The sequence below is a fragment of the Pontivivens nitratireducens genome (genome assembly GCF_011290545.1).
Classification (GTDB): domain Bacteria; phylum Pseudomonadota; class Alphaproteobacteria; order Rhodobacterales; family Rhodobacteraceae; genus Pontivivens; species Pontivivens nitratireducens.
This window is the reverse complement of sequence record NZ_CP049815.1, coordinates 74346-99468: the sequence shown is the minus strand read 5'-3', so window position 1 is coordinate 99468 and position 25123 is coordinate 74346. Positions and strand designations below refer to the sequence as shown.

General features: G+C 59.0%; 30 protein-coding genes and 1 pseudogene. 16 read left to right on the top strand and 15 right to left on the bottom strand.

Translation table 11 applies throughout. The annotated features are described in order from the left end of the window. Positions 1 to 16 precede the first annotated feature (16 nt). The 11 genes from G8E03_RS16555 to G8E03_RS16505 are packed head-to-tail and all read right to left on the bottom strand — an operon-like array spanning position 17 to position 7645. The gene (locus G8E03_RS16555) at positions 17 to 184 is read right to left on the bottom strand and encodes a hypothetical protein (protein ID WP_088652261.1); all 168 of its coding nucleotides are present in this window, start codon (positions 182 to 184) and stop codon (positions 17 to 19) included. Then, on the bottom strand, positions 184 to 1755 hold the full coding sequence (lnt, locus tag G8E03_RS16550) for an apolipoprotein N-acyltransferase (RefSeq protein ID WP_166195208.1): 1572 nt from the start codon (positions 1753 to 1755) through the stop codon (positions 184 to 186). The genes G8E03_RS16555 and lnt overlap by 1 nt, the downstream gene beginning before the upstream one ends. Continuing rightward, on the bottom strand, positions 1752 to 2246 hold the full coding sequence (gene lspA, locus G8E03_RS16545) for a signal peptidase II (RefSeq protein WP_185805241.1): 495 nt from the start codon (positions 2244 to 2246) through the stop codon (positions 1752 to 1754). The genes lnt and lspA overlap by 4 nt, the downstream gene beginning before the upstream one ends. Then, positions 2227 to 3012: a ZIP family metal transporter gene (locus G8E03_RS16540; protein WP_166195201.1), complete on the bottom strand. Its 786-nt coding sequence runs from the start codon at positions 3010 to 3012 to the stop codon at positions 2227 to 2229. The genes lspA and G8E03_RS16540 overlap by 20 nt, the downstream gene beginning before the upstream one ends. Before the next feature lie 22 nt (positions 3013 to 3034). Then, complete coding sequence (locus tag G8E03_RS16535; protein ID WP_166195198.1) at positions 3035 to 3493, bottom strand: DUF411 domain-containing protein; 459 nt, start codon at positions 3491 to 3493, stop codon at positions 3035 to 3037. A gap of 3 nt (positions 3494 to 3496) precedes the next feature. Continuing rightward, positions 3497 to 4870, bottom strand: coding sequence for a M23 family metallopeptidase (locus tag G8E03_RS16530; RefSeq protein WP_166195193.1), 1374 nt, complete (start codon positions 4868 to 4870; stop codon positions 3497 to 3499). After that, a complete protein-coding gene (locus G8E03_RS16525) occupies positions 4867 to 5493 on the bottom strand; it encodes an SCO family protein (RefSeq protein ID WP_166195188.1) in 627 nt (208 codons plus the stop codon). Before G8E03_RS16525 ends, G8E03_RS16530 begins: the two co-directional genes overlap by 4 nt. Then, positions 5493 to 5963 carry a copper chaperone PCu(A)C gene (locus G8E03_RS16520; RefSeq protein ID WP_430693254.1) on the bottom strand — a complete coding sequence of 157 codons (471 nt, stop codon included), beginning with the start codon at positions 5961 to 5963 and terminating at the stop codon, positions 5493 to 5495. Before G8E03_RS16520 ends, G8E03_RS16525 begins: the two co-directional genes overlap by 1 nt. A gap of 22 nt (positions 5964 to 5985) precedes the next feature. After that, entirely contained in the window at positions 5986 to 6645 is a 660-nt protein-coding gene (locus G8E03_RS16515; protein WP_166195182.1) for a DsbA family protein, read from the bottom strand. After that, complete coding sequence (locus tag G8E03_RS16510; RefSeq protein ID WP_108895398.1) at positions 6642 to 7064, bottom strand: disulfide bond formation protein B; 423 nt, start codon at positions 7062 to 7064, stop codon at positions 6642 to 6644. Before G8E03_RS16510 ends, G8E03_RS16515 begins: the two co-directional genes overlap by 4 nt. A 5-nt stretch (positions 7065 to 7069) precedes the next feature. After that, complete coding sequence (locus G8E03_RS16505) at positions 7070 to 7645, bottom strand: SCO family protein (protein ID WP_221892748.1); 576 nt, start codon at positions 7643 to 7645, stop codon at positions 7070 to 7072. A gap of 623 nt (positions 7646 to 8268) precedes the next feature. Here G8E03_RS16505 and G8E03_RS16500 point away from each other — a divergent pair. The 4 genes from G8E03_RS16500 to ccmI are packed head-to-tail and all read left to right on the top strand — an operon-like array spanning position 8269 to position 12446. After that, a complete protein-coding gene (locus tag G8E03_RS16500) occupies positions 8269 to 10260 on the top strand; it encodes a heme lyase CcmF/NrfE family subunit (protein ID WP_166195178.1) in 1992 nt (663 codons plus the stop codon). Positions 10261 to 10264: 4 nt separating this feature from the next. After that, the gene (locus G8E03_RS16495) at positions 10265 to 10816 is read left to right on the top strand and encodes a DsbE family thiol:disulfide interchange protein (RefSeq protein WP_166195370.1); all 552 of its coding nucleotides are present in this window, start codon (positions 10265 to 10267) and stop codon (positions 10814 to 10816) included. Then, the gene (locus G8E03_RS16490; protein ID WP_166195176.1) at positions 10813 to 11298 is read left to right on the top strand and encodes a cytochrome c-type biogenesis protein; all 486 of its coding nucleotides are present in this window, start codon (positions 10813 to 10815) and stop codon (positions 11296 to 11298) included. The genes G8E03_RS16495 and G8E03_RS16490 overlap by 4 nt, the downstream gene beginning before the upstream one ends. Next, positions 11295 to 12446, top strand: coding sequence for a c-type cytochrome biogenesis protein CcmI (gene ccmI / locus G8E03_RS16485; RefSeq protein ID WP_166195173.1), 1152 nt, complete (start codon positions 11295 to 11297; stop codon positions 12444 to 12446). Before G8E03_RS16490 ends, ccmI begins: the two co-directional genes overlap by 4 nt. Positions 12447 to 12543: 97 nt before the next feature. Here ccmI and G8E03_RS16480 read toward each other — a convergent pair whose 3' ends face one another. Next, positions 12544 to 14694, bottom strand: a complete 2151-nt coding sequence (locus tag G8E03_RS16480; protein ID WP_240910498.1) for a protein-disulfide reductase DsbD family protein — start codon at positions 14692 to 14694, stop codon at positions 12544 to 12546. Between the two features lie 523 nt (positions 14695 to 15217). Between G8E03_RS16480 and G8E03_RS16475 the strand changes: the two genes are divergently transcribed. From G8E03_RS16475 to G8E03_RS16450, 6 genes are all read left to right on the top strand, one after another. Then, complete coding sequence (locus tag G8E03_RS16475) at positions 15218 to 15646, top strand: MerR family transcriptional regulator (RefSeq protein WP_108895404.1); 429 nt, start codon at positions 15218 to 15220, stop codon at positions 15644 to 15646. A gap of 82 nt (positions 15647 to 15728) precedes the next feature. Further along, positions 15729 to 16349 (top strand): cation efflux transmembrane domain-containing protein, encoded by a 621-nt coding sequence (locus tag G8E03_RS16470; protein ID WP_166195170.1) that lies wholly within the window; start codon positions 15729 to 15731, stop codon positions 16347 to 16349. Positions 16350 to 16418: 69 nt separating this feature from the next. Then, positions 16419 to 17189, top strand: coding sequence for a transglutaminase-like domain-containing protein (locus tag G8E03_RS16465; protein WP_166195167.1), 771 nt, complete (start codon positions 16419 to 16421; stop codon positions 17187 to 17189). Beyond that, entirely contained in the window at positions 17179 to 18144 is a 966-nt protein-coding gene (locus G8E03_RS16460; RefSeq protein ID WP_166195364.1) for a cation diffusion facilitator family transporter, read from the top strand. The genes G8E03_RS16465 and G8E03_RS16460 overlap by 11 nt, the downstream gene beginning before the upstream one ends. After that, positions 18116 to 18478 carry a SpoIIAA family protein gene (locus G8E03_RS16455; RefSeq protein ID WP_166195164.1) on the top strand — a complete coding sequence of 121 codons (363 nt, stop codon included), beginning with the start codon at positions 18116 to 18118 and terminating at the stop codon, positions 18476 to 18478. The genes G8E03_RS16460 and G8E03_RS16455 overlap by 29 nt, the downstream gene beginning before the upstream one ends. Positions 18479 to 18784: 306 nt before the next feature. Next, entirely contained in the window at positions 18785 to 19528 is a 744-nt protein-coding gene (locus G8E03_RS16450) for a hypothetical protein (RefSeq protein ID WP_108895408.1), read from the top strand. Between the two features lie 119 nt (positions 19529 to 19647). Here G8E03_RS16450 and G8E03_RS17660 read toward each other — a convergent pair whose 3' ends face one another. From G8E03_RS17660 to G8E03_RS16435, 3 genes are all read right to left on the bottom strand, one after another. Then, positions 19648 to 19875 carry a hypothetical protein gene (locus G8E03_RS17660; RefSeq protein WP_108895409.1) on the bottom strand — a complete coding sequence of 76 codons (228 nt, stop codon included), beginning with the start codon at positions 19873 to 19875 and terminating at the stop codon, positions 19648 to 19650. Between the two features lie 169 nt (positions 19876 to 20044). Beyond that, positions 20045 to 20302 carry a helix-turn-helix domain-containing protein gene (locus G8E03_RS16440; protein ID WP_108895410.1) on the bottom strand — a complete coding sequence of 86 codons (258 nt, stop codon included), beginning with the start codon at positions 20300 to 20302 and terminating at the stop codon, positions 20045 to 20047. 124 nt (positions 20303 to 20426) lie between these two features. Further along, on the bottom strand, positions 20427 to 20678 hold the full coding sequence (locus G8E03_RS16435) for a hypothetical protein (protein WP_166195161.1): 252 nt from the start codon (positions 20676 to 20678) through the stop codon (positions 20427 to 20429). Between the two features lie 210 nt (positions 20679 to 20888). Between G8E03_RS16435 and G8E03_RS16430 the strand changes: the two genes are divergently transcribed. From G8E03_RS16430 to G8E03_RS16405, 6 genes and pseudogenes are all read left to right on the top strand, one after another. Beyond that, positions 20889 to 21257 carry a hypothetical protein gene (locus tag G8E03_RS16430; protein WP_166195159.1) on the top strand — a complete coding sequence of 123 codons (369 nt, stop codon included), beginning with the start codon at positions 20889 to 20891 and terminating at the stop codon, positions 21255 to 21257. Positions 21258 to 21300: 43 nt separating this feature from the next. Next, a pseudogene (locus G8E03_RS16425) lies at positions 21301 to 21920 on the top strand (lytic transglycosylase domain-containing protein). Positions 21921 to 22027: 107 nt separating this feature from the next. Next, complete coding sequence (locus G8E03_RS16420; RefSeq protein ID WP_027246639.1) at positions 22028 to 22312, top strand: TrbC/VirB2 family protein; 285 nt, start codon at positions 22028 to 22030, stop codon at positions 22310 to 22312. Further along, the gene (locus G8E03_RS16415; protein ID WP_166195157.1) at positions 22305 to 22583 is read left to right on the top strand and encodes a VirB3 family type IV secretion system protein; all 279 of its coding nucleotides are present in this window, start codon (positions 22305 to 22307) and stop codon (positions 22581 to 22583) included. The genes G8E03_RS16420 and G8E03_RS16415 overlap by 8 nt, the downstream gene beginning before the upstream one ends. Beyond that, the gene (locus G8E03_RS16410; RefSeq protein ID WP_166195155.1) at positions 22573 to 24948 is read left to right on the top strand and encodes a VirB4 family type IV secretion/conjugal transfer ATPase; all 2376 of its coding nucleotides are present in this window, start codon (positions 22573 to 22575) and stop codon (positions 24946 to 24948) included. The genes G8E03_RS16415 and G8E03_RS16410 overlap by 11 nt, the downstream gene beginning before the upstream one ends. Beyond that, positions 24945 to 25112 carry a hypothetical protein gene (locus G8E03_RS16405; RefSeq protein ID WP_166195152.1) on the top strand — a complete coding sequence of 56 codons (168 nt, stop codon included), beginning with the start codon at positions 24945 to 24947 and terminating at the stop codon, positions 25110 to 25112. The genes G8E03_RS16410 and G8E03_RS16405 overlap by 4 nt, the downstream gene beginning before the upstream one ends. The last annotated feature ends 11 nt before the right edge of the window (positions 25113 to 25123 follow it).

Here is a 25123-nt window from a genome sequence, read left to right as displayed (position 1 = left end):
CGATGCTGAAGCATTTTCAGGACGTGATGCGCAACAGGATCACCGAGGCGAAAAAGGCGAGGAGGCCGAAGGCAATGCCGAAGCTTGTCGCATATTGAAGCATATCCAGGCGGTTTCCTTTCCGCCGCCGCGCCAGATAGCCACCCCAGATCGCACCTCCGACAAAACCCGCGAGTACCAGCATCACCATTCCTCCATTCTTAAATGCTCCGCATCGAGACGTCGTCGGATCAAGCCGAAAGAATAGACCAGGCTCCAAGACGCAACGATAAGCACCAGTATTGTCCAGTCGCCGAAACGTGCGTAGGGCGTGGGAGCGCGCGCGCCGGGCAGGCTGGCGTCAATGACGCCTGTTTCCCCGGTATCGAGACGCGCGACGACATCTCCATTGGCGTCGATGATCGCGGATATCCCGGTGTTGGCCGCGCGGACCACGGGAAGACCTTCTTCGACCGCGCGCATGCGCGCGGCCGCGAGGTGCTGCTCGGGCCCGATGCTGGTTCCGAACCAGGCATCGTTGGTGGCGTTGAATATCCAGTCGGGGCGGAAAAGATCATCGACCACGTGGCCCGAAAAGATTATCTCGTAGCAGATCGCGACCGCGACCAGCGGCGTACCCGGGAGCGGGAGCGTGCGTGGTCCCGGTCCGGGCGTGAAATCGCCCAATCCCTCGGTCAGCCGTGCGAAAGGCAGCCAGCCCCGGAAGGGAACGTATTCCCCGAACGGCACGAGATGATGCTTTGCATATCCGGTCAGTATTTCCCCGCTGCTGTCATAGGCCTGGACCGTATTGAAATAGCGGGTACCCGCATCGCTCTCCACTCGATCGGGCACTCCCGTCAGAAGCAGCGTACCTTCGGGCAGAGAACCGGTGATCCGGGCACGGGCTGCCGCGTCCTCGTCGAGAAAACCGGGAAAGGCCGTCTCCGGCCAAAGCAGAAGATCGACGTTGCCGGGACGAGATGAGAGGTCGAGGTAGAGCTCAAGGGTCGCGTCCCGGTTTCCGGGCGCCCATTTCTCCCGTTGCGGCACGTTGCCTTGCACGATGCGCAGGTCGACGCGAGGCAAGGGCGCCTCTGATCCAAGGCGGAACGTACCGGCACCCCAGAGTCCTATGATGGCCATCGCGCACAACACCAGAACGGCTGACCGTTGACGTGGCACGGCGGAATACGCAGCTCCCGGCATGACGCCGACAAGGACGGTGAGAAAGCTCAACCCGTAGCTTCCGACCCAGGCTGCCGGCTGTCGCAGCGCGGCGTGATCGACCAGAGCATAAGCGGCCAAGTTCCACGGAAAACCTGTCAGGACATGACCTCGCAACCATTCCGTCGCCACCCAGCAGGTTGCGAGAAGCAGACTTGCGGCAATGCTCCCGAGGGGTCTGCGCTGCGCGATGACGGCATAGAGCGCCGCAGCCATGGCCGGGAAAATGGCTAGGCCCGCTGACAACCCCGCGACGGCCGGGATCGCCAGCGCGGCGAAACGTTCGGCATCGACGTAAAAACTCTCGGCGATCCAAGCGATTCCGAACCCGAACTGGCCAATTCCGAAGACCCAGCCGATGAAGAAAGCGTGCGCTGTGGAAACCTGTCGGAGTATGAGAAAGAGCGCCGAGAAGGCAACCGGAACGGCGATGAGCCATGAGAACGGCGGAAGGGCTAAAACCGTCAAACCGCCCGCCACAAAACTAATTCCGGAACGCAGAGGAATGTAATGGCCCCAGACAGACATGTGCGCCAAACCCGTCATCATGTGCCATTCTGAAACTTGGCGCTCAACCAAGGAGCTATGAGCAGCAGCATCACCCCGCCGACCACGAAAACATCCGCCATGTTGAAGGCAGGCCAGTGCGCCGACCCGATGTAAAAATCAAGGAAGTCTGTCACCGCGCGATAGCGCAGGCGGTCCAAGACGTTGCCGAGCGCACCACCGATGATCGCACCATAGGCGATGACCTCAACCCGGCTGGCGGCTCGCACCAGCATGACCGTCAACCACCCGCAGATGGCGAGGGCCAATACCGTAAGGCTCCACCATGGCGCACCAGCAAGTAGTCCGAATGTCACGCCATCGTTGCGCAGGTAGATGAGATTGAAACCGGGAAAGACCGGAATTCCGGCGCTCAAATCTGCCGCATTGGCGACGACAATTGCTTTTGTCACCTGATCGACAAGAAAAGCAGTTCCAGCCGCAATGAAACCTTGGAAATGGGACTGTTTCATCTCATCCTCCCAGCCAAACATCGAGAAACAACATGATCACGAGGCCAACCGCGAGACCGAGTGTCGCCCTGTTTTGATGGCCGGAACGGTGGGTTTCGGGAATGATTTCGTGGCTGATGACGTAGAGCATCGCCCCGGCGGCGAAGGCGAGGCCCCATGGCAACAGCGGCTGCGAGATGCTGATGATCCCAGCCCCAAGAAGCCCACCTACTGGCTCGACAAGACCTGTCAGGGCGGCAATCCCCCACGCACGGCGCCTGGAATACCCCTCACCAAGCAATGAGACCGCTACGGCGAGACCCTCGGGAGCGTTTTGCAGCCCAATGCCAATCGCAAGCGGCAAGCCACCAGAAAGACCGTCAGCCCCGAACCCGACACCAACGGCGAGTCCTTCGGGGAAATTGTGGATCGTGATCGCAATGATGAAGAGCCAGACGCGGCGCAGCGAAGCAGAGTCTGGGCCTTCCCGCCCCGACTTGAAATGCTCATGCGGCAGCCGTTCGTTCATCAGAGCGACCGCGCCCATGCCAAGCAGAATCGCGACACAAACGATGGCCGCCGGCAGAGCACCGTTGTCGAACTGTCCTTCGGCTGCGTCGAGAGCCGGGATGATCAGCGAGAAAAACGATGCAGCGAGCATGACACCCGCTGCGAAGCCAAGTAGCAGATCGCGTGTAGCCCGGGATGGGATGCGCCCGAAAAGAACTGGGATCGCCCCGACCGCTGTCAGCGACCCGGCGGCCAGACTTCCTAGAAAGCCAAGGGTAATTGGGGAGAAGGGTTCCAAGCGCTGAGGTCTCGCCGATACGTCAGTCAGCGGCCGAATAGCTGCTAAAGATCTCGGTCGATCCATCGCCGCGGATCAGGAAGACGTCATAAGCCTCACGATCATCCTCCGGTCCCATGCCCGGCGAGCCATAGGGCATTCCCGGCACCGCCAGCCCCACTGCATCTGGACGTTCATCCAACAAACGCTGAATGTCTGATGCCGGTACATGACCTTCGATCACGTAGCCGTCGACCAAAGCGGTATGGCAGGAGACCATGCGCTGAGGCACGCCATTGTCGAGTTTGAAGCGCACAAGAGATCCCCCGAACATGTCCTCGCCTGTCGGCGCGAATCCGCTTTCCTCGAGATGCTTCATCCAGGACAGACAACAGCCGCAGCCGTTTGTCTTCCGGACATCAATCTGGATCGCATCGGCGACAGCTTGCGCCGCGGGAAACAACGCCAGCGTGACTGCAAGGGCGGAAGCCAGTCTTTTCATGGATTAAAGCCTTTCGGTTGTTGTTTGCACAAATTCGCTGGTGAGCCTCTCGGCCAGTAGCGAGCGTGCCTCAGCCAATCGCTCAAGTGCAGCCGTGTCATCCGCATCCCGCTCGGCCGCCTCTGCCAGTCGGTCGTCTGAGAGAGGATCGGTTGGGCGACCATTCACCAGAACTTCGTAATGCAGGTTAGGCCCGGTCGCGGTGCCGGTCGCACCGACGCGACCGATCATATCTCCAGCCATCACGTGTTGCCCTTGTGTGAGGCCGTCCGGTACAGCGCTCAGATGCGCATAGCGCGTCAGGGTGTCGGAGCCATGTGCGATCTCGACGACCCGACCATATCCTCCGCGTCGACCTATGAAGCTCACGCGGCCCGGCGCCGTCGCCTGTATCGGCGTGCCACGCGCCGCCGCGAAGTCGACCCCTGTGTGCATCCGTACATTGCCGTAGACCGGATGGGTGCGACGGCCGAAGACTGAACTCAGCCGTGCACCTTCGACCGGTTGCGCGAACACGCGCAGGACTTCTCCGTCGACATAGATCGTCGCTTGGCCGCTGCCGTCGTTCGGCCAGACGATTTCATAGACCGAGCCATCGATATCCAGTGCGGCAAAGGCAAGCTCGGGCTGACCAATCCTCTTGTTCCCGTCTCGGGCCTCGCGCCAAAGGAGGCGCATCGTCTCGCCACCCGCAAGATCACGACGGAAATCGACGGTGCCGCCCAGCATCTGCGCCAGGTCCACCGCAAAACGGGCGGGGATGTCTGCCGTGTCCAGGGCGGCGAAAATCGAGCTCTCGATCACCGCCTCGCCCGCGAAAGTCACCAATTCGAGGTCCGGCTCCAACACGCGGGCGGCAAGCTGTTCGCCGAAGACCGCCTCTATCCGGACACCGTCTTCGACGGCAAGTTCTACACGACGCGGGTTGTCGTCCGTTGTGGAAACCACGGTAATGATGTGACCCGGTCGCAGACGGCGCAGATCGTATTCCGCGCCAATCGCCAAGGCGATTTCGGCGCGATCCGAAGCCTCCAGCCCCGCATCGGAAAGGACCGCATCAAGCGTCTCGCCAGACGCAATCTCGCGCGACCAGGTGACCAGCGGGGGCTCGATAGATGGCAAGGAGGTATCAGCGGGGGAAACGGGCAGGAGGGGCACGGGTCTGAACTCGAATGCGACATCTGCCTGGGCGAGTGTAGGGCGGACCGAATTGGTTTCGGCAATCCGAGGCGGCGCGAGCGGATCGGGAGTCCAGAGGGTCGCTTCAGCAATCGCGCGAGGCACCGGTTCTTTGGACGGAACGCCAGAGATGGCGATGGCGGTCACCGAAAATGCGCCTGCGACCGCTAGGCTCGCCAAGACAGTTCTTATCTTCATGTTGCTCCCTCTACGTCTTCTGTCAGTGCGCGCCGGATCTTTGGCACCGCGAATTCTCTTGGCTCGTGATAGTCGATCATGGTGACGAGCTCACCCTCGGCATCGAACAGGAATACGCTTGCCGTATGGTTCATCGTATAGCCGCCGCCCTCAGTCGGGACGCGCTCAAATGAGGCACGAAACCCTTCTGCGGCGCGGGCAATCTGGTCTTCCGGCCCCGTCCAGCCCCGAATGGCTGGATGAAAATAGCCGACATATTCGGCCATGGCATCGACCGTGTCCCGCGCTGGATCGACCGTGATGAAGGCCACGTTCATCTGCGCGGCTTCGTCTCCGAGATCTTCAAGCCAGCCGGAGATGTCCGATAACGTCGTGGGGCAGACATCCGGGCAGTAGGTGAATCCAAAAAACACCATTGTCGGACGACCGATCACGGTGCCAGGCCCTACCTCATTTCCCTCGTGGTCGGTCAGCCGGAATTCCATCGCCGACAGGGGGAGAGGCCTTTGGCTGGCCGGTTTTGGTGCTCCGGGACCATCCACCCGCCACCAACCGAAGCCGAGCATCAGAGCGACAGCGCCTACACCGGCTGCACCGTATTGGACCACATGCCGACGCTGCATCAGCTCTCCGGCCCGCGCGCGGCGATCCCCAGAATTGGGACCTCGACAGTCACTTCGCCACCGTCCGAGAAGGCCAGTGTCAGCGGGAAGGTCTCGCCTTCGATCATCGGCTCTTGCAGCTTCATGAGCATGGCGTGCAGCCCGCCCGGCTCCAATGCCACGCTTTGGCCGGGCTCAATCGTGATCTCGCCTGCAGGCGCCATGGAACTGACGCCATCGGAGTTGGTTTTCGTCTCATGGATTTGGGGCATCACGGCCAGTGGTGTCGCAAGGCCGGTCAGCGTCAGGGCGTCTTCACCCGTGTTGCGCACGGTCATATAGGCGGCACCTGGCCTGTTGACGCCGATCGAGGCGCGGGACCACGCGTTTTCGACCACGACATCCTCCGAACCGGCCAGTGCAGGGGCCGACAGCCCTACAACCGTCAAAAGCACGGCCAATGCATTGGTATATCTCAACTTCTTCACCACTCGTTTCTCCTGCTTCCGCAAATCAGCTTTGGCTTGCCGCAACTTCCACTGCCACCAGGCTCCGCAATTCGGCCTCACCGAACGGATCGAGAGGCTTGCCGTTCACGAAGAACGTGGGCGTTTGGCGGACCCCGACGGTCTCGACATCGGCGCGGTCCTGGTTGAGCACCGCCACAACACCGGGGGCCAGCATCTGTGTCCGGGCAGCTTCGACATCCAGACCTCCGCTTGCGGCAATCTCAAGGATCAATCCGGGTGCCGGGGTCCCGTGAGACGCCCATCTGGGCTGCTCTCGCAAGACTGCCTCGAGCACGGGTTCAAACACGTCCTGCATGCGCGCCGCCTCGAGCACACGGATCGCTTCTACCGACGCCTCGCCGTGAAACGGCGTATAGCGGATTACAACACGCACCGCGTCTCCGTGCTCCGCCATGATATCCTCGACGACCGGATAGAAAGCGCGGCATGCCTCGCAGGCCGGGTCGAAGAACTCAACGATGGTTACGGGCGCATCCACAGGTCCAAGGATCGGGGAATAGGGCCGGATCAGCGCATCGGCCAATTCAGGGTCGATGGGATCGGCCGCGGCAATCGGGTCGGGGCGGGTGGCATACCAGGCCGCGCCGCCGAAACCGGCGACACCGAGCGCGAGAACGGACAGGATGAGGCCGCGTCGTTTCATTCTTGTGTTTCCTTCAGTGAGACGGCCGACAGCAGCCCGATCACCACGAAGGCGACAAGCGCCATCAGCGGAATCGGTACGCCGAGGACCAACTGGTTGTCATCGATGCAAGAGGGACCGGTCGCCGTGCAGGGCTGGATACGCTCGGGGACCAGCCCAACATAGAGGCCCATATGCCAAAACGCGACGGCGGCACCGCCCAAGGCCAGCGCGATCCCGTAGCGACCCACACGCCGGTCCTGCCACCAGAGCCCGAGCCCGAGGATGATGGCCAAGGGAAACATGAAGGCACGCTGAAACCAGCAAAGCACGCAAGGTGTCTGCCCCAGAACCTCGCCGATGAAAAGCACTGCAAGCGACGCGGTGAGCGCGATGATCCAGGCCAGCCCGAGGGCCGTCTCTCCGGAAAGTCGGGTCATGACGATCAGATCCTCTCTCTCAGATCGGCGAGGATCTCTTCGGCGGGCGTGCCGTAGGGCCAGGAGTCCGCGAAGCCTGCTTGCGTGTCGAAAAGGAAAAGATGCGACGTGTGACCCATCGTGTAACCGCCCGGCGCAGTCGCCTGCTCGATCCGCTCAAAGAATATCGGAAAGGTTTCGGATGTCGCGGCGATCTGCTCTGGTGTGCCGGTAAGCCCGATGATCCCTGCGTCGAACAGCGGCACATACTCCGCAAGTGCCGTCGGCGTATCCCGCTCGGGATCGACCGTTATGAAAATCGGCTGAACCATTGCCGCCTCATCGCCCAAGCCCTCCATCACGGCCGCCACCTCGGACAGTGTCGTCGGACAGACGTCGGGGCAATTGGTGAAACCGAAGAAGACCAACATCCAGCGTCCTTCGAAATCTTCCGCTGTTTGAACCATGCCACGATGATCGGTCAGTTCGAAGTCAGCAAAAAACGGCGGTTCGTTCTCGGCTCGGGCAAGGTCGGCACGGTAGTCCAACCACAGCAACAGCCAGATGAAAACGAACGCCGCCACGCCCGCAAGGACCCACAATACCTTTTGAAGACCTGAAAGCCTCACGCCGCTCCGCCCGAACTTGATTCTCTAATTTGTGTGCGTTTACATCCTCTAGCTACTGTAGGTTCAAGCGTGATTCCTGCCCTGCGGCAGCACGTCACGCACCTGTGAAGTTAATGCTCTCTATTCAGCGCTTCAAAACCTGCCGTCACTCAATGTTTCGCTGCTTCGTCTGACCCTACGGGTGGCCATCGAGGGAAGGCAACGGCAAGTTCCGCTAAATCCGACGCCTGCGGAAAACGGACCTGCAGATATAAAGCTGCTACGCAGATGCACTGCAAGCATGAGTCATTTATTAAGGTATCAGTCTAAAATAACGCTTGAACCTACAGCGACTGCAGGAACTACAAACAACGCGAATCAACTGTCGGATTCTGCTCACGGCATGCACGCACAAAGAACTTCATCCCACTCGGTTTTCCGCCCACCCCCATCCCGTTTGCGATTCACAGAAGCGAACACAGGCGGAAAGTGGAGAATGTCGCGATATGATCTCACTAGAATGAACGATGAACGATGAACGATGATCATGCTGAATTCCCCCAATGCAGAAACCTTGTCCGGCTCGGATGCAGAAGCGCTACTCAGGAGAACGCAAAATGACACCTGAGATCGGACAATTCGCACTTATCCTGGCGCTTGCCGTCGCGATTGTTCAAAGCATCCTGCCAATTGTCGGGGCAAGCACGGGGCGCGTGCTTTGGATGGAAAGTGCCAAGACGACAGCCGCGCTGCAGCTGGTGTTGGTTGCCATGGCATTCGGCGCACTCATGCGATCATTTGTTGTCAGTGACTTCACGGTTCGAAACGTGGTGGAGAATTCCCACTCGCTGAAGCCGATGATCTTCAAGTTTGCGGGCACCTGGGGCAGTCACGAAGGGTCCCTACTTCTCTGGACCCTTATTCTCGTACTTTTCGGAGCTGGGGTCGCGCTGCTGGGCAGAAACATTCCGGTTGGTCTCAAAGCGCGAACTCTATCCGTTCAAGCCTGGATCAGCGTCGGTTTCCTGAGCTTCATGCTCTTTACATCCAATCCGTTCGAGCGGGTGTTTCCGCCGCCTCTGGATGGCACAGACCTTAATCCTCTGCTGCAGGACATCGGGTTGGCGATGCATCCCCCGCTCTTGTATTTTGGGTATGTCGGCTTCTCGATCGTCTTCTCCTTTGCGGTCGCGGCTCTGATAGAGGGTCGGGTGGATCCCGCATGGGCGCGTTGGGTGCGGCCTTGGACTCTGACGGCCTGGATCAGCCTCACTGCGGGGATCGCACTCGGCTCTTGGTGGGCCTATTACGAACTTGGCTGGGGCGGCTGGTGGTTTTGGGACCCGGTTGAAAACGCATCCTTCATGCCATGGCTGCTGGGTACAGCACTCCTGCACTCCGCTATCGTCACGGAAAAGCGGGACACGTTCAAAAGCTGGACCATTCTTTTGGCCATCCTGACCTTTTCGCTGTCACTTCTGGGGACATTTATCGTCCGGTCCGGCATTTTGACATCCGTTCACGCGTTCGCGGTCGACCCGGCGCGCGGCGTGTACATTCTCGGCCTTCTTGGCGTGACCATTGTCGGCTCACTGACACTTTACGCATGGCGCGCGCCTCAGCTTGGATCGGGTGGCGTCTTTCGGCCAATCAGCCGCGAGGCCGGGCTTTTGCTCAACAACCTTCTGCTCGCGACCGCAACGGCGACCGTCCTTTTTGGAACACTCTATCCATTGTTTGTGGAAGCGGTGACTGAAGAAAAGATCTCTGTAGGACCACCGTATTTCAACGCGACGTTTATCCCTTTCATGCTGCCGCTCGTCATTATAATGGGAGTTGGCCCATTCCTGTCTTGGAAACGGGCCGATCTTCCCGGTATCTGGCAGCGGCTGCGCTGGGTTTTTGGTATCGCGATTGGTATTGCGGGGATCGTTTGGTACCTTCAGACAGACGGGCCCCTGCTTGCCGTGGTCTCGATAGGGATTGCAGCCTGGGTTTTTTTTGCGACGTTGCGCGAATGGACGCTGCGCATCAAGCTCTTTAATTTACCGCTTTCACAGTCTCTGCGTCGCGCACGAAACCTGCCGCGCGCTGCGCACGGTATGACGCTCGCGCATCTCGGCGTTGCAATGCTTGTGCTTGGATTCGTAGGTTCAACTGCTTGGAAAGAAGAACGTGTTCTTTTCGCAGAACCGGGGACGACCGTAGAAATCGCCGGTTTTGAGGTAGTATTTGACGGCGTCGAACGGTTGCGTGGTCCAAACTACATCGCACAACAAGGCCAGCTTCGCGTCTTGAAAGATGGACGGGAGATTGCGCTTCTTCGTCCGGAGCGCAGAAGCTATCCGGTCGCGGGGACTTCAACAACCGAATCTGCAATCAGATCAACGCTCACCGGAGATCTCTACGTCACCATCAGTGAGCCCGCGGCCGATACGGCGTCGGGCCAGTGGAATTTGCGCGTTCTCTACGAGCCACTGGTCAACTGGATATGGATCGGAGCGACGATGCTGGTGCTTGGCGGGTCCCTTTCGCTATCGGACCGCAGATTGCGGGTGGGTGCGCCGTCGCCAAAAAGCCGGTCGTCAGCGCTTCGACCGGCGGAATGATATGATGAAGAAAATCCTTCTCGCGATGCCAGCGCTGGTCGCAGTGATCTTGGGTGGATTTTTGTTCTGGGGGCTAAACCCGGCCCGAGATCCAAACGCAATCCCTTCCGCTTTGGTCTCCGAACCAGTTCCGGACTTTGAACTTCCACCGGTAGAGGGCACGCAGACACCCGGACTGTCGACCGCAGCTCTTCGTAGCATTGGCGAGCCGGTTTTGGTCAATGTATTCGCTTCATGGTGCGTGCCCTGTCGTGCTGAGCATGCGGTGCTAACCAGGCTTGTTGAACAAGACGGTATTCGGCTGATGGGGATTAACTACATGGACAAACCAGCAGATGCCGCAAACTGGCTGGAGGAGCTTGGCAACCCCTATGAAAGGATCGGATCAGACAGCGAGGGCCGGGTCGGTATCGAATGGGGTATTTCGGGGGTGCCTGAGACGTTTGTGATCGATGCAAACGGTATCGTAGTCTATCGCTACGTTGGTCCCATTGTGACGCCAGAGGCACAGGATGAAATTCGTGCTGCGTTGGCCGCAGCAGGTGGTCAATCATGAAGAGTTGGCTCTATTCACTGGTGCTGGTGCTTGCCGCAACAACCGCGGCATGGGCTGTGGAGCCAGATGAGTTGCTGGATGATCCAGTGCTTGAGTCGCGCGCCCGGGAGCTCTCAAAGCAGCTACGCTGCGTTGTCTGCCAGAATCAGGATATCGATAGCTCAAATGCGGGTGTTGCCCGAACGATGCGCACCTTGCTGCGCGAACGTCTGATTGCAGGTGAAACAAATGACGAGATCATTGCGTTTTTCGTAGATCGATATGGTGACTTCGTCCTGTTCAGGCCGCGCCTGAAACCCGCCACGTATCTGTTGTGGTTCGGACCAGCGGTTCTTTTTGCCGCTGGGATTGGCGTTGTCTTTGTCACAATCAGGCGCCGAAGCAGGGCCGTTCTTGATGGCACTGCTGATCCACTGAGCCCCGATGAAGAGCGTGAGTTCGAAGCCATTTTTCATGAAAATGAAGGACGGAGAGACCCATGATTTGGTTGGTATTATGCGCTATGGCATCCATCACTGTCCTTCTGTTCTTGTCCGGTCTCTATCGAACGGGTGAAGTCCTGAACAGAAAGGATGGAGCGTTGGTTATCCTCAAGGATCAGCTTTCCGAAATTGATACTGATCAAGAGCGGAATCTGATATCCGTTACCGAGGCCGAAGCGGCCAGGGTTGAAATCAAACGCCGCATTCTGGCTGCCGGTCGGCTTGCGACACGTGAGTCGTCGCGCGCAAGTGGGCGAAGCACCATCTTCGCGTCCGCCATTGCCACGCCCTTGGTAGCCTTCGCTCTGTATTCTCAAATCGGCTCGCCACAGATCGAAAGCCAGCCTCTGGCGTCTCGCGCATCTGAAACCCAGCAAGCCGCAAACCTCTCAGAGTTGACCCAGAGACTAAAAACCCGGCTTGAAGCAGACGAGTCTGGTGGACCAAGTGATGGTTGGGTTCTGCTCGGTCAGACCTATATGCGTATGGCTCGTTACGATGATGCCGCCGATGCATTCGAACGCGTCACTTTCCGCGACAATGCAGATATCTCAACCCTGTTGCTATATGCCGAGGCCTTGATCGCAGCCGAGAACGGGATCGTGACGCCGCAAGCGGAAAGCGTGATCGAACGTGCATCGGCGATGGACCCTGATGATCCAGGCCCAATTTTCTATAGGGCCCGGATCCTCGAACAGGACGGGATTCCAGATGAAGCGAGGGCGCTTTTGATCGAGCGTCTCGAGAGAGCGGATCGCGCCTATCCGTGGATGGAGCTTTTCCTGTCTGTCGCCAACCGATTGGGGGAACAGATCGGAGAGAACCCTGTCGCCCTAGCAGATTTCTTTCCGGACTCTCGGGACGCGCGTGGCCCCCGTGCGGCCGATGTCGAGGCCGCACAGGATATGTCAGTCGAGGAGCGCAGCGCTTTTGTCCGCTCCATGGTTGACCGCCTGGCGGCGCGATTGGCAGACGACCCAGACGATCTTGAAGGATGGCTACGGCTTGCAGAAGCGTACAGTGTATTGGGTGACTTTGATGCTGCCCAGAACGCCGCCGACAAAGCGCGCAGCTTGGCCGAAAGCCTTCCGGAAACGGACCCTACGCGTGCCGCCGCCACGGCCCGATTGGACCGGATCAAAAAATAGATTGGGGCCACGAGATCTCAGATACATAACAGCTTTCTTTTCACCTGAAACTGAACCATTGCAGGTTCCACATCTCTGGAGCAATGCAGGCGCTTTTTCATCGTTTTCCGACGCCGCTGAGATTGGCAGCCGACAGCGCTTCGAGAACGGCATCCGCGGATAGCAATTCAGATAAAATGATGCCTTCAGGCGCATCTGGACCGTAGACGATGTTGAACGGAATTGCGTATCTGCCGTGCGCCTCGAGATAGGATTGGATTTTCGCGTCCGGTCGCGTCCAATCCGCGCGCATCGCAATCACTCCTTCTTCGCCAAGTGCTCCTAAAACTGGTTCACGATCCAGGACCAGGGTTTTGTTTGCTTTACAAGTGATGCACCAATCCGCAGTAACGTCCACGAATACAGTTTTGCCCTGCGACACTTCACGCGCAATCCGGGACCGGTCGAACTCGACCCAGTAAGAAGTGATCGAGTCTGTTACATCATCGGAGCTTTTTGGCAGCAGTGCAGGGGCCGCCAATGTCATGCCCAAAACCGCAGTCATTCCCCACAGCAAACCGTTACGAGGCTGAACCTGATAGGCTCTCGCCGCCAGTACGATGAGCCCAAGACCCAGCAGTACCAGGCCTGTGAGGGTTGGCGACGTCACACCAATCAAGACCCAGCATAGCCATGCAACGGTTCCGGCAAGCAGCAATCCGAGAACGATCTTCACGCTTATCATCCAGGGTCCCGGTTTGGGCAGTCGGGACAGGAAACCAGGCCAAGCGGCAACCAGAATATATGGCAGTGCAAGCCCAATCCCCATTGCTGTGAAAACCGCAAGTATATCGCCTGTCGTGCCAGAAAGGGCGAAGGCAATGGCTGTCCCCAGCAACGGGGCGGAACACGGCGTTGCAAGTATCGCAGCCAGAGCGCCGGTGGAGAAGTCTTCGGCATACCCCTGCCCAAAGCGGCCAGATAGCCTAACCATCCAGCTGCTGGGCAAAGAAATTTCAAAAACTCCAAACAAATTTGCCGCGAAGAGTCCCACAACGAGTATGAGTGCGATCAGGAAATATGCATTCTGAAACTGCACACCCCACCCAACGGCATATCCGAGCGTCTGCAGCGCTATGACCGCCAAGGCCAGCACCCACATGAAAGCAACGGTTCCCCCAGCCGTAGCGAGAAACCCCGCGCGCAATTGTGAAACGGAGCGATTCTTCATTCGGAGCGCCGATCCGAATTTGATCGATAGAACTGGCAAGACGCATGGCATTACGTTCAGTACCAACCCTCCTAGGAAGGACAGCAAGAGAATCGGGAAAAACTGACCCCTATCTTGGCTGGTCTCGGATGCGTAAGGTGGCGCAGGTATAACGTCGGTAGTGTTCACATCATCGAATGTAACCGCGACATCTTCGTCTACGACCGTAATTCGAAGGGAGGTTTGTTCCTCGCTTAACGCGAGAATCGGGATACTTGCCCAGAGACCGGTGCGATCACTTGTAAGGCGGATGTCGGGTGCGCCGAATGCAGAGCCTGCACCAAACTCTGGAAAAAGATCGGGATTGTTCCAGCCAGAAGGCCGCGTCATTTGAACAACCAATGCCTGATCCTGCTTCAGCGATGCGCCCGAGACCGCTATTGCACTTTCTGGCCCTGCAACAGGTACGCGAGCGGCCCATGTCGCGATATCGGTCGCGGCTTTCGCATCGACGCCCGTTCCCAATGGCACAGGGAGTGTCAATTCAAACCTTTCCGGAATGCACACATTGGAGCAGATCAGCAGATCGACGAGTCCCTTCAGCTCGGCCGCTCTATCAGAGTTCGCAAGCCGCAACTGCAATGGAAATATTACTTGTTTGGCATAGCCGAAATTTTCAATTCCGAAGGCGCGGAAACGCGTGGGTGCGGGCCAAAGCATGTCGACGGATTCAAGGTTTGTGGACCCCTTCCAATCGATCTCCGGCGGCAGGCCAACCTCGCCGGGCGACCGCCAGTACGCTTTCCATCCTTCCTCCAGTTCAATCTTTAAACCCGCCGAAAGGAACTGCGATCCCGGGGCGATTCCTGCTTCCGCGACGATCAAGCGCGCCGTCAGTACTTCGGAACGATACGCATTGGATTCCAAGGCGCGAACAGGGCTTGCCACTAAAACAAGAAAGAGTGCGAGACTGACAAGCAATCCCTGATACCCTGCCAAGGTTATACGCATATTCTGACCTCTTTTTTCTTCGCGCTCAGTCTCGGGAAGTTGCTGCAACGTGCTGTTCTCGAACGCGTTGCGATGCCGTCACCCCTCAAACAGTAGGCCCAGACAAGACTCCGAATAGCTAGGCGACAGCGATGCTCGTTTGGGCTTCCTGCAAAACAGTCTTTTTTCTGCGTCGAACACAAATTTGACCCGCTCTCCATGGTGTCGCGCTTATAGGCTAACGCTGTTTAAAGGTAAGTCCTCAACTAACTTTTCACGGTACCTCCGATAGTTCACCCGTCGAGTCTCGACGCCGGGCGGCAAAATAGTTAGATCACTGGAACAGCCAGATGAAAACGAACGCCGCCGCGCCCGCCAACACCCACAATACCTTCTGAAGACCTGAAAGCCTCACGCCGCTCCGCCCGAACTTGATTCTATATTTTGTGTGCGTTTACATCCTCTAGCTACTGTAGGTTCAAGCGTGATTGTCATCGGTCGGCCAACAATCACCGATCTGTGAAACTCAGGTGAAGCTTGTGATGCGCACCGCATAAAGCTACACCCACTGTAGGTAATGTGGGGAGCGGAAATGCTGACGATTGGGACGCTGGCGAAGAAGACCGGAACAAAGGTGCAGACCATCCGGTATTACGAGCAGATCGGACTTATGCCTGAGCCCGGCAGGACCGGGGGGGGCCAACGACGCTATGGCGACGCCGAACTCGACCGCTTGTCATTCGTCCGGCACGCACGGCAACTGGGATTCTCGTTGGACGCGATCCGTGAGCTCCTCGATCTCAGCGATCATCCGGGAAAGTCCTGCGCGGAGGCGGATGCAATAGCCCGTCGGCAACTCAAACAGGTCGAGCAACGATTGGCGCGGCTCGAGGCGCTGCGGACGGAATTGAAGCGGATGGTGCATGAGTGCAGCGGCGGGCAGACTTCAGACTGCCGTGTGCTCGAGGTGCTGCGTGACCATTCCGAATGCCTGACCGAGCATGAACAAATCGGTGCCTGAGCTATTTTGAGGACCTTTGATCGGAACGCAGAAAGCCCGGTGTTAGTTACTCATTGGCAATTCAATAATTTGGATACCCGGCATGGCGGAGCAGAGAAACGCAACGGAAAGACGCACACTCTGGATCGTGCTGGGTCTCAACATCGGGCTGGCAATCGCTTTCTTCGCCTCGGGCGCATTCGGCGATTCAAGCGCGCTTATCGCCAATGGCCTCGACAATCTGTCGGACAGTTTCGTCTACGCGATCAGCCTCTTCGCGCTGTCCCGCTCCGCCAAGTGGAAGCGCGGAGCGGCGAACGTTTCGGGCGGCCTGCTGATCCTCTTCGCCCTTGGCATCCTGTATGACGCCTGGCGCCGCTACGTTGGCGGATCGGATCCGCTTGGCACCATCATGATTATCATGGCGCTGGTAGCCGCGGCCATCAACGCACTTTGCGTCTGGCTGCTGGCACGGCTTCGCGATCCAGACGTGAACATCCGAGCGGCGAATACCTTCAGCTGGAACGACTTCGCGGCCAATCTCGGAATCGTCGTCGCAGGCGGGCTCGTGGCTTGGCTCGGAACGAACTGGCCGGACCTTGTCGTGGGCGTGATTGTCGCCGGCATCGCGACCTGGGGTGGCGTCGGAATCCTGAAAGACGCGCATGGTGAACACCACAAGGCGGTGCACGATGACAATCAGGCAAGTGAGGACATCGCCTGAAATCGGGGCTTGAAGCTACAGTGACTGTAGCAACTACATATTCTCGCGAACGATTCGAGGAGATATCCCGTGAACCCCGCCGACCCTCATTTGGCCAAAACCCGGCTGCTGGATTTTGACGCGACCTCAATTACAAAACTGATCGAGGATCGCGGCTGGGCAGACCTTCCCAGCGAGGACCGAACTGGGGCCATCTACGATTTCGTCAGGAACGAGATTACCTTCGGCTACAACCGCGCCGACGACATTCCGGCGTCCGAGGTCCTCGCAGATGGCCACGGGCAGTGCAACACCAAGGGCACGCTCCTCATGGCCCTGCTGCGTGGCGTGGGAGTTCGCTGTCGACTGCACGGATTCACAATCCACAAGGCGCTTCAGAGAGGCGTCGTTCCGGAACTCGTCTATCCCCTCGCGCCGTCCGAAATCCTCCACTCCTGGGTAGAGGTGGACTTGGGGGACGGATGGGTCAATCTCGAAGGCTTCATCCTGGACGCGTCCTTCTTGCATGCGTTGCAGCACGAATTCCGCGACACGGATAGTCTGTGCGGCTACGGGGTTGGAACGGAAAGTCTGAGCGCCCCGGCTGTCGCCTGGACCGGGAATGACACCTACATCCAGAAAACCGGTATTGCTCGCGATTTCGGAACCTTTGAGGCGCCCGACGATTTTTTCTCAAAGCACCGCCAGAACTTCGGATTTGTGCGCGACTTGCTCTATCGCCACGTCATCCGTCATTGGATGAATGCCAGGGTTCGCCGCATCCGCCGCGGAATCTTGCCGCCGGTCCCCGGATTCAATCGGCCGAACCACCGCCATGAGGAGACGAACCGTGCCGCATGATCACGGCCACGCCCACATCGATCCTCAATCCGGTGATCGTCGCGTCTCCATCGCCATCTGGGCCAACGGCCTCCTGACGGTCGCGCAGATCGTCGGCGGCATCCTTTCCGGCAGCCTCGCGCTAATCGCGGATGCCCTGCACAATTTCTCGGACATGGCGTCGCTGGTGATTGCCTTTGCCGCCCAGAAAATCTCGCGGCGGCCCGCAGACGAACGCATGACCTTCGGCTATGGGCGGGTAGAAATCGTCGCAGCACTCATCAACTACACGACCCTGATCCTGATCGGCTTCTACCTGATCTACGAGGGTGGCATGCGCATGATCGACCCCCCCGAGGTGCAGGGCTGGATGGTAGTGATCCTCGGCGGCATCGCGCTTTTCATCGACACGCTGACGGCAATGCTCACCTATTCGATGCAGAAAGGCAGCGTGAACATCCGTGCGCTTTTCCTGCACAACCTGTCGGACGCCGCCGCCTCGGTTGCCGTCGTCTTTGGCGGCACCCTGATCATCCTTTACGACATGCGGTGGGTCGACCCGGCGATCACCATCGGCATCGCTCTCTACATCCTTTACCTCACATTTACCGAGATTGGCGGTCCGATCCGGACCCTGATGCTCGGCAGCCCACCGGAGATCGACGGCGACGAGGTCGTAGAGGCGATGCGGGATGTGGACGGTGTCGCGGACGTTCATCACGTGCATCTGTGGCAGATGCAGGAGCACGAGGCGGCTCTGGACTGCCACGTCGTGCTGACAGCGGACCGCTGGGGTCAAATCGAAAAGATCAAGGCCGCGATCAAGGACCGGCTGAAGGACGATTTCAGCATCGGTCATTCGAGTCTGGAATTTGAACACGAAGACCGTGCACACGAAAACGCTGACCTTTACGGTCACGGCAAGCCGGAAAAAGAGGAGGAGAACCATGTTCACCGAGACACTGACAAATCATGACGACACGATTGGCCTCGCCTGCGAGGGCAAGCTCAGCGAAAGCGACCTGAAACGGATGCACGCACTGCTTCATGAGCGCCTGCAAGAGACAAGCAAGCCCGGCCTGGTTCTCGATCTCACGAGGTTCGAAGGCTACGAGGGGCCGTCTGCTCTGCTCGAAGATCTGAAGATCGACACAGCCCATAGGAATGACTTCTGTCGCGTTGCTGTGGTGGGCGCAGGGGCCTTAATGGAGTGGGGCACCAGGTTCGCCGATGTGCTAACCAAGGCCGAACTCCGCCAGTTCGACCCCTCGGAAACGGATGCGGCAATCGCTTGGGCAAGTGAAAGGTAGGGGAGCTTTCAATCAGATGCCTTCGCAGAAGGCAGCATCTGTTCGAAACCATAAACAGAAGAACTACAGCAGTTGCGAGGCCCAAGAGCAATCCGAATTTTCTGAACATGGTCGCTCCTTTCGCAAAGGAGTAACTTCAGTACGGTGGCACTGCCCTTGCCGGAGCACTACCAAATCGTAATGTTGTTTGATTGAACTCAGAGCGCCTCGCGATTAACATAATTCAAATTATGCGCCTTTGTATTTCGAGTTGCAATAGTATATTATCGTATGTATGCTCAACTCCTGTCACGGAGGTTCCTCAGCATGCGCCAGTTACTTAAGAAGCTCCTCCCCTCGGTCGCATTCGCTTTGATCGTGACAGGTTCTTCGCTAACGATACCCGCCCGCGCGCAGACATACCCGATCGATTGCGCGATCCTCCTGTGCCTGTCTGGCGGCTGGCCTGCTTCGGTCCCTTGCGCCCGAGCCCGCGCCGAATTCATCCGGCGGATTACACCTTGGCCGGTGGAACCGCCGCTGCAAATCTGGCGCTGTCCCATGGGCGCGTCCTTTGAGGCCGCTCCATCATCAAACAATGCAAACCGCATCTTTGATGCGTTCTTCCAAAACAACAGCGCTGGACCGCGACAGTCCTTTCCAGGGCGCGACGCCGCTGACCCAATTGAAGTTTCTTGGCGCGCTCCAGATGCCCGTGACCTTGTTCCCACCGACCGGACCCTCGGGCTCGTTCAAGATCGCGCAGACATCGATATCAGCGGGCCGGAATTCAATTTCGTCCGGTCCATTCGCGTATTTGATGTACGGTATGCACGACAGCACGAGTCCGGGCGCGATGGGGACTGTAACCGAAGCGCGACCGTGGTTCTCGGCACTTACGGGACCCAAGGTGACTTCGCCTGGCAAAGGTCTTCCGTCACTGCTCTTCCTTCGGCTCACGTAGGCCTTGAACGCTGGGGCGAGCATTGCCCTGGCATTTATCACCGATCCGTCTTCGTCGATTGGCGTGACTATGAGGGCAACTACGGGTTCGAGCAGGTGAACTACTGACCTGCCGCCGCCTAGATTTGTCTATGAAGACGGCTTCTTTGGCGTGTACGACCGCACCGTATACACGTCGCGGTCCACATGCTGTTTGGCGTTTCGGCAACACCGCGGCTTCGCTCTGTTCACCTGTCGTCGCTTCTTCCGATCCTCGTCAGCGCATCGAAGTCGATTTCTTGCTTCTGTTCGTCACTTATATCGGGCCGGGTTTCCGATACCTGCTGGGGCCCTTGGACGTCCCACATCACCGCATGTGAGCCTGTACTCCAGCGATAAACCCAACCAACAACACTGCACCCATCGGTCCCGATCAGATTGGCGATCGCGACGCCCTCACCCTTATCTTCGTTCACTGTTTACTGACTTCCTGCACTGTGGCGCTGCGAATTGCGGCGTGGGTTTGCAGAGCGTTCACTACGACCGCGCGCCGGGCCTCTTTGATGTTGGCTAACTGGTCCTCGAGGAGGGAATGATCATCAGACCGGGGAAATGGGTTCCGGGTTTCTCAACAATTCATTGACTTCAAATCCTGTGGTCGGGCTCCGTGGCGGCTTCGACGATCGCCAGAACCTCGGAGGGGTCAAAGCCGATGGCGCGGGCGAGGACGACCAGTTCGACGACGTCGACCCGGCGCTGGCCGCTTTCAATGCGCGCCACGAGGGATTGATGGCACTTGAGCCTGTCCGCCAAATCGTCCTGGCCCAAGCCTGCGCTTTTACGCGCATCGACCAACGCCTGGCAGAGTGCCACTTGTCCCTTGCTTCTGATTGTTTTCGCCACGCGTCACATACCTTTTGTGACGTCGCTAGCGGATGAAATCTGTTATCTAAAAAGTAGATATTTGAGGGTGTTATCGGCGTCTGGTTTCCATGGGCTGCAAGTCTGATGCTCCCGAGGTTGCCCATCAATCCCCTACCAATTGCAGAAATCGGCCGTAGTCCTCACTGACTTCGCGCGCTTCCTCGTAGGCGCGGGCGCGTTCGCCGTCGAGGCACCGGAAGTAGCTCTGGATATCCTGAATGTAATCTTCGAAGTCCCCGCGGATGATATCCGCATAGTCCCGCGCGGCCTGCGAATCGCTTGGCAGGAAAGGACGAGATGGCGCAAAGCAGGATTCCGCCAAAACCGGCCCGGGAACGCAGATCAGAAGGGCCACAGCTTGTAATGGGAGCAGGCATGTCAACCTTGGGTTTCTCAAACCTGTTATCTCCTTGATCGCGGACACTGGCCGTGACTAGTGTTTGCGTAACCAAACTACAGCTAAAGCACGATATTACATCTTGCGGTTGATAATATACTATCGTAACTCTGGGCTTCAAGTGGGAATGCCTGGGGTCGCGCCATTGGAGAAAGCGTGAGCCGGGCCATGAACTGGGACATCGAAGCACCAAATGTGGTTACGGAAGCCAGGTTCCGCGAACTCGTGGAAAGCGGCTATAGCGCAGAAATCCTGTGCCAAGAATCGGCACACAAGAAAGGCCCCAGCTATTACGGGGTCTGGATCATGCGTGTGGTCTCCAACGAAGGCGTGGAAAAGCTCCTCGTCACCGCCCGCACTCGGACGACCTACAACGATATCAAGATCCGCGAGTTCAAGACGATCTCCGGCGTGGTGTCATTCTTCATTGGCCTTGGCTTTGCGCATGTCGATCTGCCGCTTGAGGCGGGCACAAGCCGTACGCACAAACTTGCGCCGCCAGACAAAGCCCCATCAGACAAGGGCGCTGACACCTAGCCTTGTCTGTCTCTGGCTGGTCGCAGCACCTGCCTCAGCGCAAATGGTCCTGGTCATGGAGAGCGACGGCTCTCTGACCCCATCCCGGTCTCAGAGCGGTTTTGCCCGGAACTACAATGACGGCATTGGTCAGGGATCAGCGTCCGATGGTTTGGCCATTCTTGGCGAGACTGAAGCAGCTTCCGAACCTGACGCGCTGAGGTTTGCGGCACTCGCCCAGCCAGCACCCCTGCCCCGCGCAGACGTTCTCTCGGGCATCGAGGCAACGGCCCTGCGCTATGCCGGCCATCCGGGCCTGCGGCGCGCAGAGCTCTCCGTGAGGGATTGGCTGGCTCTCTACCGCGCCAATATCGAGGTGGAGAGCGCCTACAGGCAGGATGCAGTCTCCCGCGCGGGCGCCATTGGCCTTGGCCAGCTGATGCCCGCCACTGCCCGTGATCTCGGCGTCGACCCGCGTGATCCGCTGCAGAACCTCGACGGGTCCGCCCGCTACCTCGCGATGATGCTGGAAACCTTCGGCGATCCGCATCTGGCGCTGGCGGCCTACAACGCGGGGCCGATGCGGTCCGCCAGTATGGCGGCGTTCCCCCCTACCGAGAAACCCAGAACCACGTGGCCCGCGTCATGGCTGTCGTAGCCCGATTGGAAGGATCAAATTCATGATGTCCCAACCTTTTTGGAAATCATTCCTCAAAACACTTATCGGTAATGTCACGAGAGCGCGCAGCGCGGCAGTGCATTGGCGATACCAATTTTTCCAAACAAGTTGGATTTCAAACCTCTTTGTCGCCTCGCTGGCGCTATTCCTGCTGATTGCCGAACCGGCCCTTGCTCAAAGCATCGATCTCTCCCCGATCCAGAGCCTGTTGCAGGGTATCGTCGATGCGCTGACAGGTCCGCTCGGTGTTGTGATCGCGACGCTCGCGGTCCTCGGCGTTTTCTTGAGCTGGTTCTTCAACATCATCGACCTGCGCCAGGCGCTCTGGGTCCTCGTCGGGATCGCCGGTGTTGCGGCCGCCCCCACCATCGTTGCCGCGGTCTTTGCCGGTGGCTGAGCGCGCGCCTCTCTTTCTCGGCCTCGTGCGCCCGCCGAAGCTTCTGGGCCTGCCCATCATGTACGCGATGGTCTGGCTCTTCGGTTCGGTGCTCTTGTTCGTCTGGGTCCAGCACATCGCGGTGCTGGGCGTGGCCACCCTGCTCTACCCGGTGCTTTGGAAGGCCGCAGATTGGGACCCGCGCTTCATCGATGTGATGATGACAGCGCTGCAGGAGACACCGCCCACGCGCAACAGGTCCATTCATGGCGGGGACAGCTATGCCCCGTGATGACGCCCGTGTTGATGCGCTCGATGCCCGCACAATGACGCCGGACTGGTATGCGCGCGAGACCCGCCTCGCGCATATGCTGCCCTATGTGAGCCTCGTCGACGACCAGACCGTGCGGACACGGGTGAACGAACTCTTCCGCTGCATCCGGCTCGAGGGGATCAACAGCTACACGACCGACGATGCCTATCTCGACAAGGTGACGGCGCTCTTTGCCCGCATCGTCGCGCAGCTCGGGCCGGAATTCAGCTATTACGTCCACAAGGTCTCCAAGGCCATCAAACCGGATCTCGACCCCATCCGTGAGGACAGCTTCGCGGGCGAGGTGGACCGGCGCTGGCGCGCGAAACTCGAGACCAGCGGGCTCCGCGACAAAACACTGACGCTCACCGTCATTCACCGCCCACCCCCGAAAAGTCTCCTGCCGTTTCTGAGCCGCAGCGCGCCGGACCGACTGAAGGAGGAGACCCGCAAACGCCTGCAGCGCCTCGGTGAGGCCGTGAACGTCTTCCTCTCTGGGCTCACCGAGCTCAAGCCGCGCCTGCTGTCAGCCGGATCGGGAGAGTTGGTGGGATTTTTGGGCGCGCTCAACACGGGCACCGAGCTGCCGCTCTACCCGGCCAACACCTACGGCTTTCTGTCCTTCAACGTCGCCAATACCCGCGTGACGTTTCACGGCGATCATTTCGAGCTTTCCGAAGGCGTCGTGGGGCATCGCTACGGCAAGAGTTTCACCATCGGGGAATATTCCGAGGCCACCTCCTGCACCATGTTCGACATGCTGAACCTGCCAGTCGACATGATCGTCACGCATTCCTTCACGCCGATCAATTCGAACCTGATGGCGGGCCGCATCAAGCGGCAGAAGCGCCAGATGCAAGCCTCCCAGGATGCGGCCCTGTCGCTCATGGAAGCCCTCGACATCGCCGCCGACGATCTGGAGGCCAAGCGCCAGAGCTTCGGCGAGCACCACATGGTGGTGACGATCTTCTGTGACACGCTCGACGAATTGCAGACCCTCAGCGCCGAGATCGTCAACGCTGCCGCGGCCGAAGGCGTGAAGATGATCGGCGAGCGGGTCGCGGCCAAGGCGCATTACCTCAGCCAGCATCCCGGCAACCAGCCCAAGCGCGTGCGTGCCAGTGCGATCACCAACCGCAACTTCGCGGATTTTGGGGCGTTTCATCGCACGCAGCTTGGCAAACCTGCTGAGAAAACCCCTTGGGGCAAGGTCATCACCTATCTGCCCACGCCCGAGCAGAGCGCCTACCGGTTTTCCTACCACGAGCAGGGCAGCCCGGACAAAGAACCGACCAGCGGGCATACCCTGATCATGGGTCGGCCCGGGTCGGGCAAATCGGTGCTGTCCGCCTTTCTGATGACGCAAGCCCGTCGCGCAGGCGCGCGGATCTTCGTCTTCGATTACCGTCTTGGTATGGAGATGGCGGTCCGCGCCAATGGCGGGCGCTACGCGTCCCTGAACGCCGGTCAGCCCACGGGCCTCAACCCGCTCTGGACCGAGACCGATGCGCGCGGCACCGCCTGGCTCTCGGACTGGCTTGCCACCCTGCTCTACCGCGCCGACAAGCCGCTCACTCCTGCCCAGACCAATCGCATCCAAGAAGTCGTGCGCCAGAACGCGCAGGCCACAAACCCCGCCTTGCGGAACTGGCGGGATTTCGCATCGCTTTTTGTGTCCACCGACGATGGCGGCGATCTGCACCAGCGCCTGCTCGAGTGGACCGAAGACGGCCGCTACGGCTGGATCTTCGGGCAGAGCCTCGAGGACACGTTCTCGCTCAAAGGCGATGTGGTGGGCTTCGATCTGACCGGCATTCTCGACAGCGAAGCCGACAAGGAGCGGATGGCGGTCCTGTCCTATCTCTTCCGCCGGGTCGAACGCGAGATCGAGGACCGCCGCCCCACCATCATCGTGATCGACGAGGCCTGGAAGGCGCTCGACAACGCATATTTCGCCGAACGGCTGTCGAACTGGCTCGTGACTGCGCGCAAGCAGAACACCGTAGCGGTGATGATGACGCAATATGCCAGCCAGCTTGAGCGCACCCGGACCGGCAAGACCATCGTCGAAGCCGTTCCGACGCAGATCCTGCTGCCCAATATCCGCGCCAGTGCCTCGGATTACGCCATGCTGAACCTCACGGAGAAGGAGCTCGACGTCCTTCTCAACACGGGCAGCAACAGCCGCCTCGCACTGATCCGCGACGATCAGGGCTCAATCGTCGTTGATGCCGATCTGAGCGCCCTTGGGCCCAATCTCACGATCCTTGGCGGCATGGAAAAGGGCGAAGCGCTTGTCGGCGCCGATTACCGCGACCGCCCAGATTTTTGGAGGCTTTCATGATCCGTATTCTTATCGCTTTGGCTGTGCTTGGCGCGCTGGCCTCCTGCACCCAGTACCGGGAGCCGCAGGCGAACTGCTTCACATTCCTTGCGTCCACGGCACCCGTCGCGCCCGATTGCAGCTTCACACCGCTTGGCGCACCGGAGGGTGACGTTGAGGTCTAAGCTGCCCCATA

What these genes read in the sequence shown, in the direction of transcription:
- G8E03_RS16530 (WP_166195193.1), bottom strand. Translation starts at nt 4,870, where the DNA reads ATGAAGATAAGAACTGTCTTGGCGAGCCTAGCGGTCGCAGGCGCATTT.
- G8E03_RS16470 (WP_166195170.1), top strand. Translation starts at nt 15,729, where the DNA reads ATGGCGGAGCAGAGAAACGCAACGGAAAGACGCACACTCTGGATCGTG.
- G8E03_RS16475 (WP_108895404.1), top strand. Translation starts at nt 15,218, where the DNA reads ATGCTGACGATTGGGACGCTGGCGAAGAAGACCGGAACAAAGGTGCAG.
- G8E03_RS16430 (WP_166195159.1), top strand. Translation starts at nt 20,889, where the DNA reads ATGAACTGGGACATCGAAGCACCAAATGTGGTTACGGAAGCCAGGTTC.
- G8E03_RS16490 (WP_166195176.1), top strand. Translation starts at nt 10,813, where the DNA reads ATGAAGAGTTGGCTCTATTCACTGGTGCTGGTGCTTGCCGCAACAACC.
- G8E03_RS16535 (WP_166195198.1), bottom strand. Translation starts at nt 3,493, where the DNA reads ATGAAAAGACTGGCTTCCGCCCTTGCAGTCACGCTGGCGTTGTTTCCC.
- G8E03_RS16495 (WP_166195370.1), top strand. Translation starts at nt 10,265, where the DNA reads ATGAAGAAAATCCTTCTCGCGATGCCAGCGCTGGTCGCAGTGATCTTG.
- G8E03_RS16510 (WP_108895398.1), bottom strand. Translation starts at nt 7,064, where the DNA reads ATGACCCGACTTTCCGGAGAGACGGCCCTCGGGCTGGCCTGGATCATC.
- G8E03_RS16455 (WP_166195164.1), top strand. Translation starts at nt 18,116, where the DNA reads ATGTTCACCGAGACACTGACAAATCATGACGACACGATTGGCCTCGCC.
- lnt (WP_166195208.1), bottom strand. Translation starts at nt 1,755, where the DNA reads ATGATGACGGGTTTGGCGCACATGTCTGTCTGGGGCCATTACATTCCT.
- G8E03_RS16405 (WP_166195152.1), top strand. Translation starts at nt 24,945, where the DNA reads ATGATCCGTATTCTTATCGCTTTGGCTGTGCTTGGCGCGCTGGCCTCC.
- ccmI (WP_166195173.1), top strand. Translation starts at nt 11,295, where the DNA reads ATGATTTGGTTGGTATTATGCGCTATGGCATCCATCACTGTCCTTCTG.
- lspA (WP_185805241.1), bottom strand. Translation starts at nt 2,246, where the DNA reads ATGTTTGGCTGGGAGGATGAGATGAAACAGTCCCATTTCCAAGGTTTC.
- G8E03_RS16515 (WP_166195182.1), bottom strand. Translation starts at nt 6,645, where the DNA reads ATGAAACGACGCGGCCTCATCCTGTCCGTTCTCGCGCTCGGTGTCGCC.
- G8E03_RS16450 (WP_108895408.1), top strand. Translation starts at nt 18,785, where the DNA reads ATGCGCCAGTTACTTAAGAAGCTCCTCCCCTCGGTCGCATTCGCTTTG.
- G8E03_RS16525 (WP_166195188.1), bottom strand. Translation starts at nt 5,493, where the DNA reads ATGCAGCGTCGGCATGTGGTCCAATACGGTGCAGCCGGTGTAGGCGCT.
- G8E03_RS16410 (WP_166195155.1), top strand. Translation starts at nt 22,573, where the DNA reads ATGCCCCGTGATGACGCCCGTGTTGATGCGCTCGATGCCCGCACAATG.
- G8E03_RS16500 (WP_166195178.1), top strand. Translation starts at nt 8,269, where the DNA reads ATGACACCTGAGATCGGACAATTCGCACTTATCCTGGCGCTTGCCGTC.
- G8E03_RS16555 (WP_088652261.1), bottom strand. Translation starts at nt 184, where the DNA reads ATGCTGGTACTCGCGGGTTTTGTCGGAGGTGCGATCTGGGGTGGCTAT.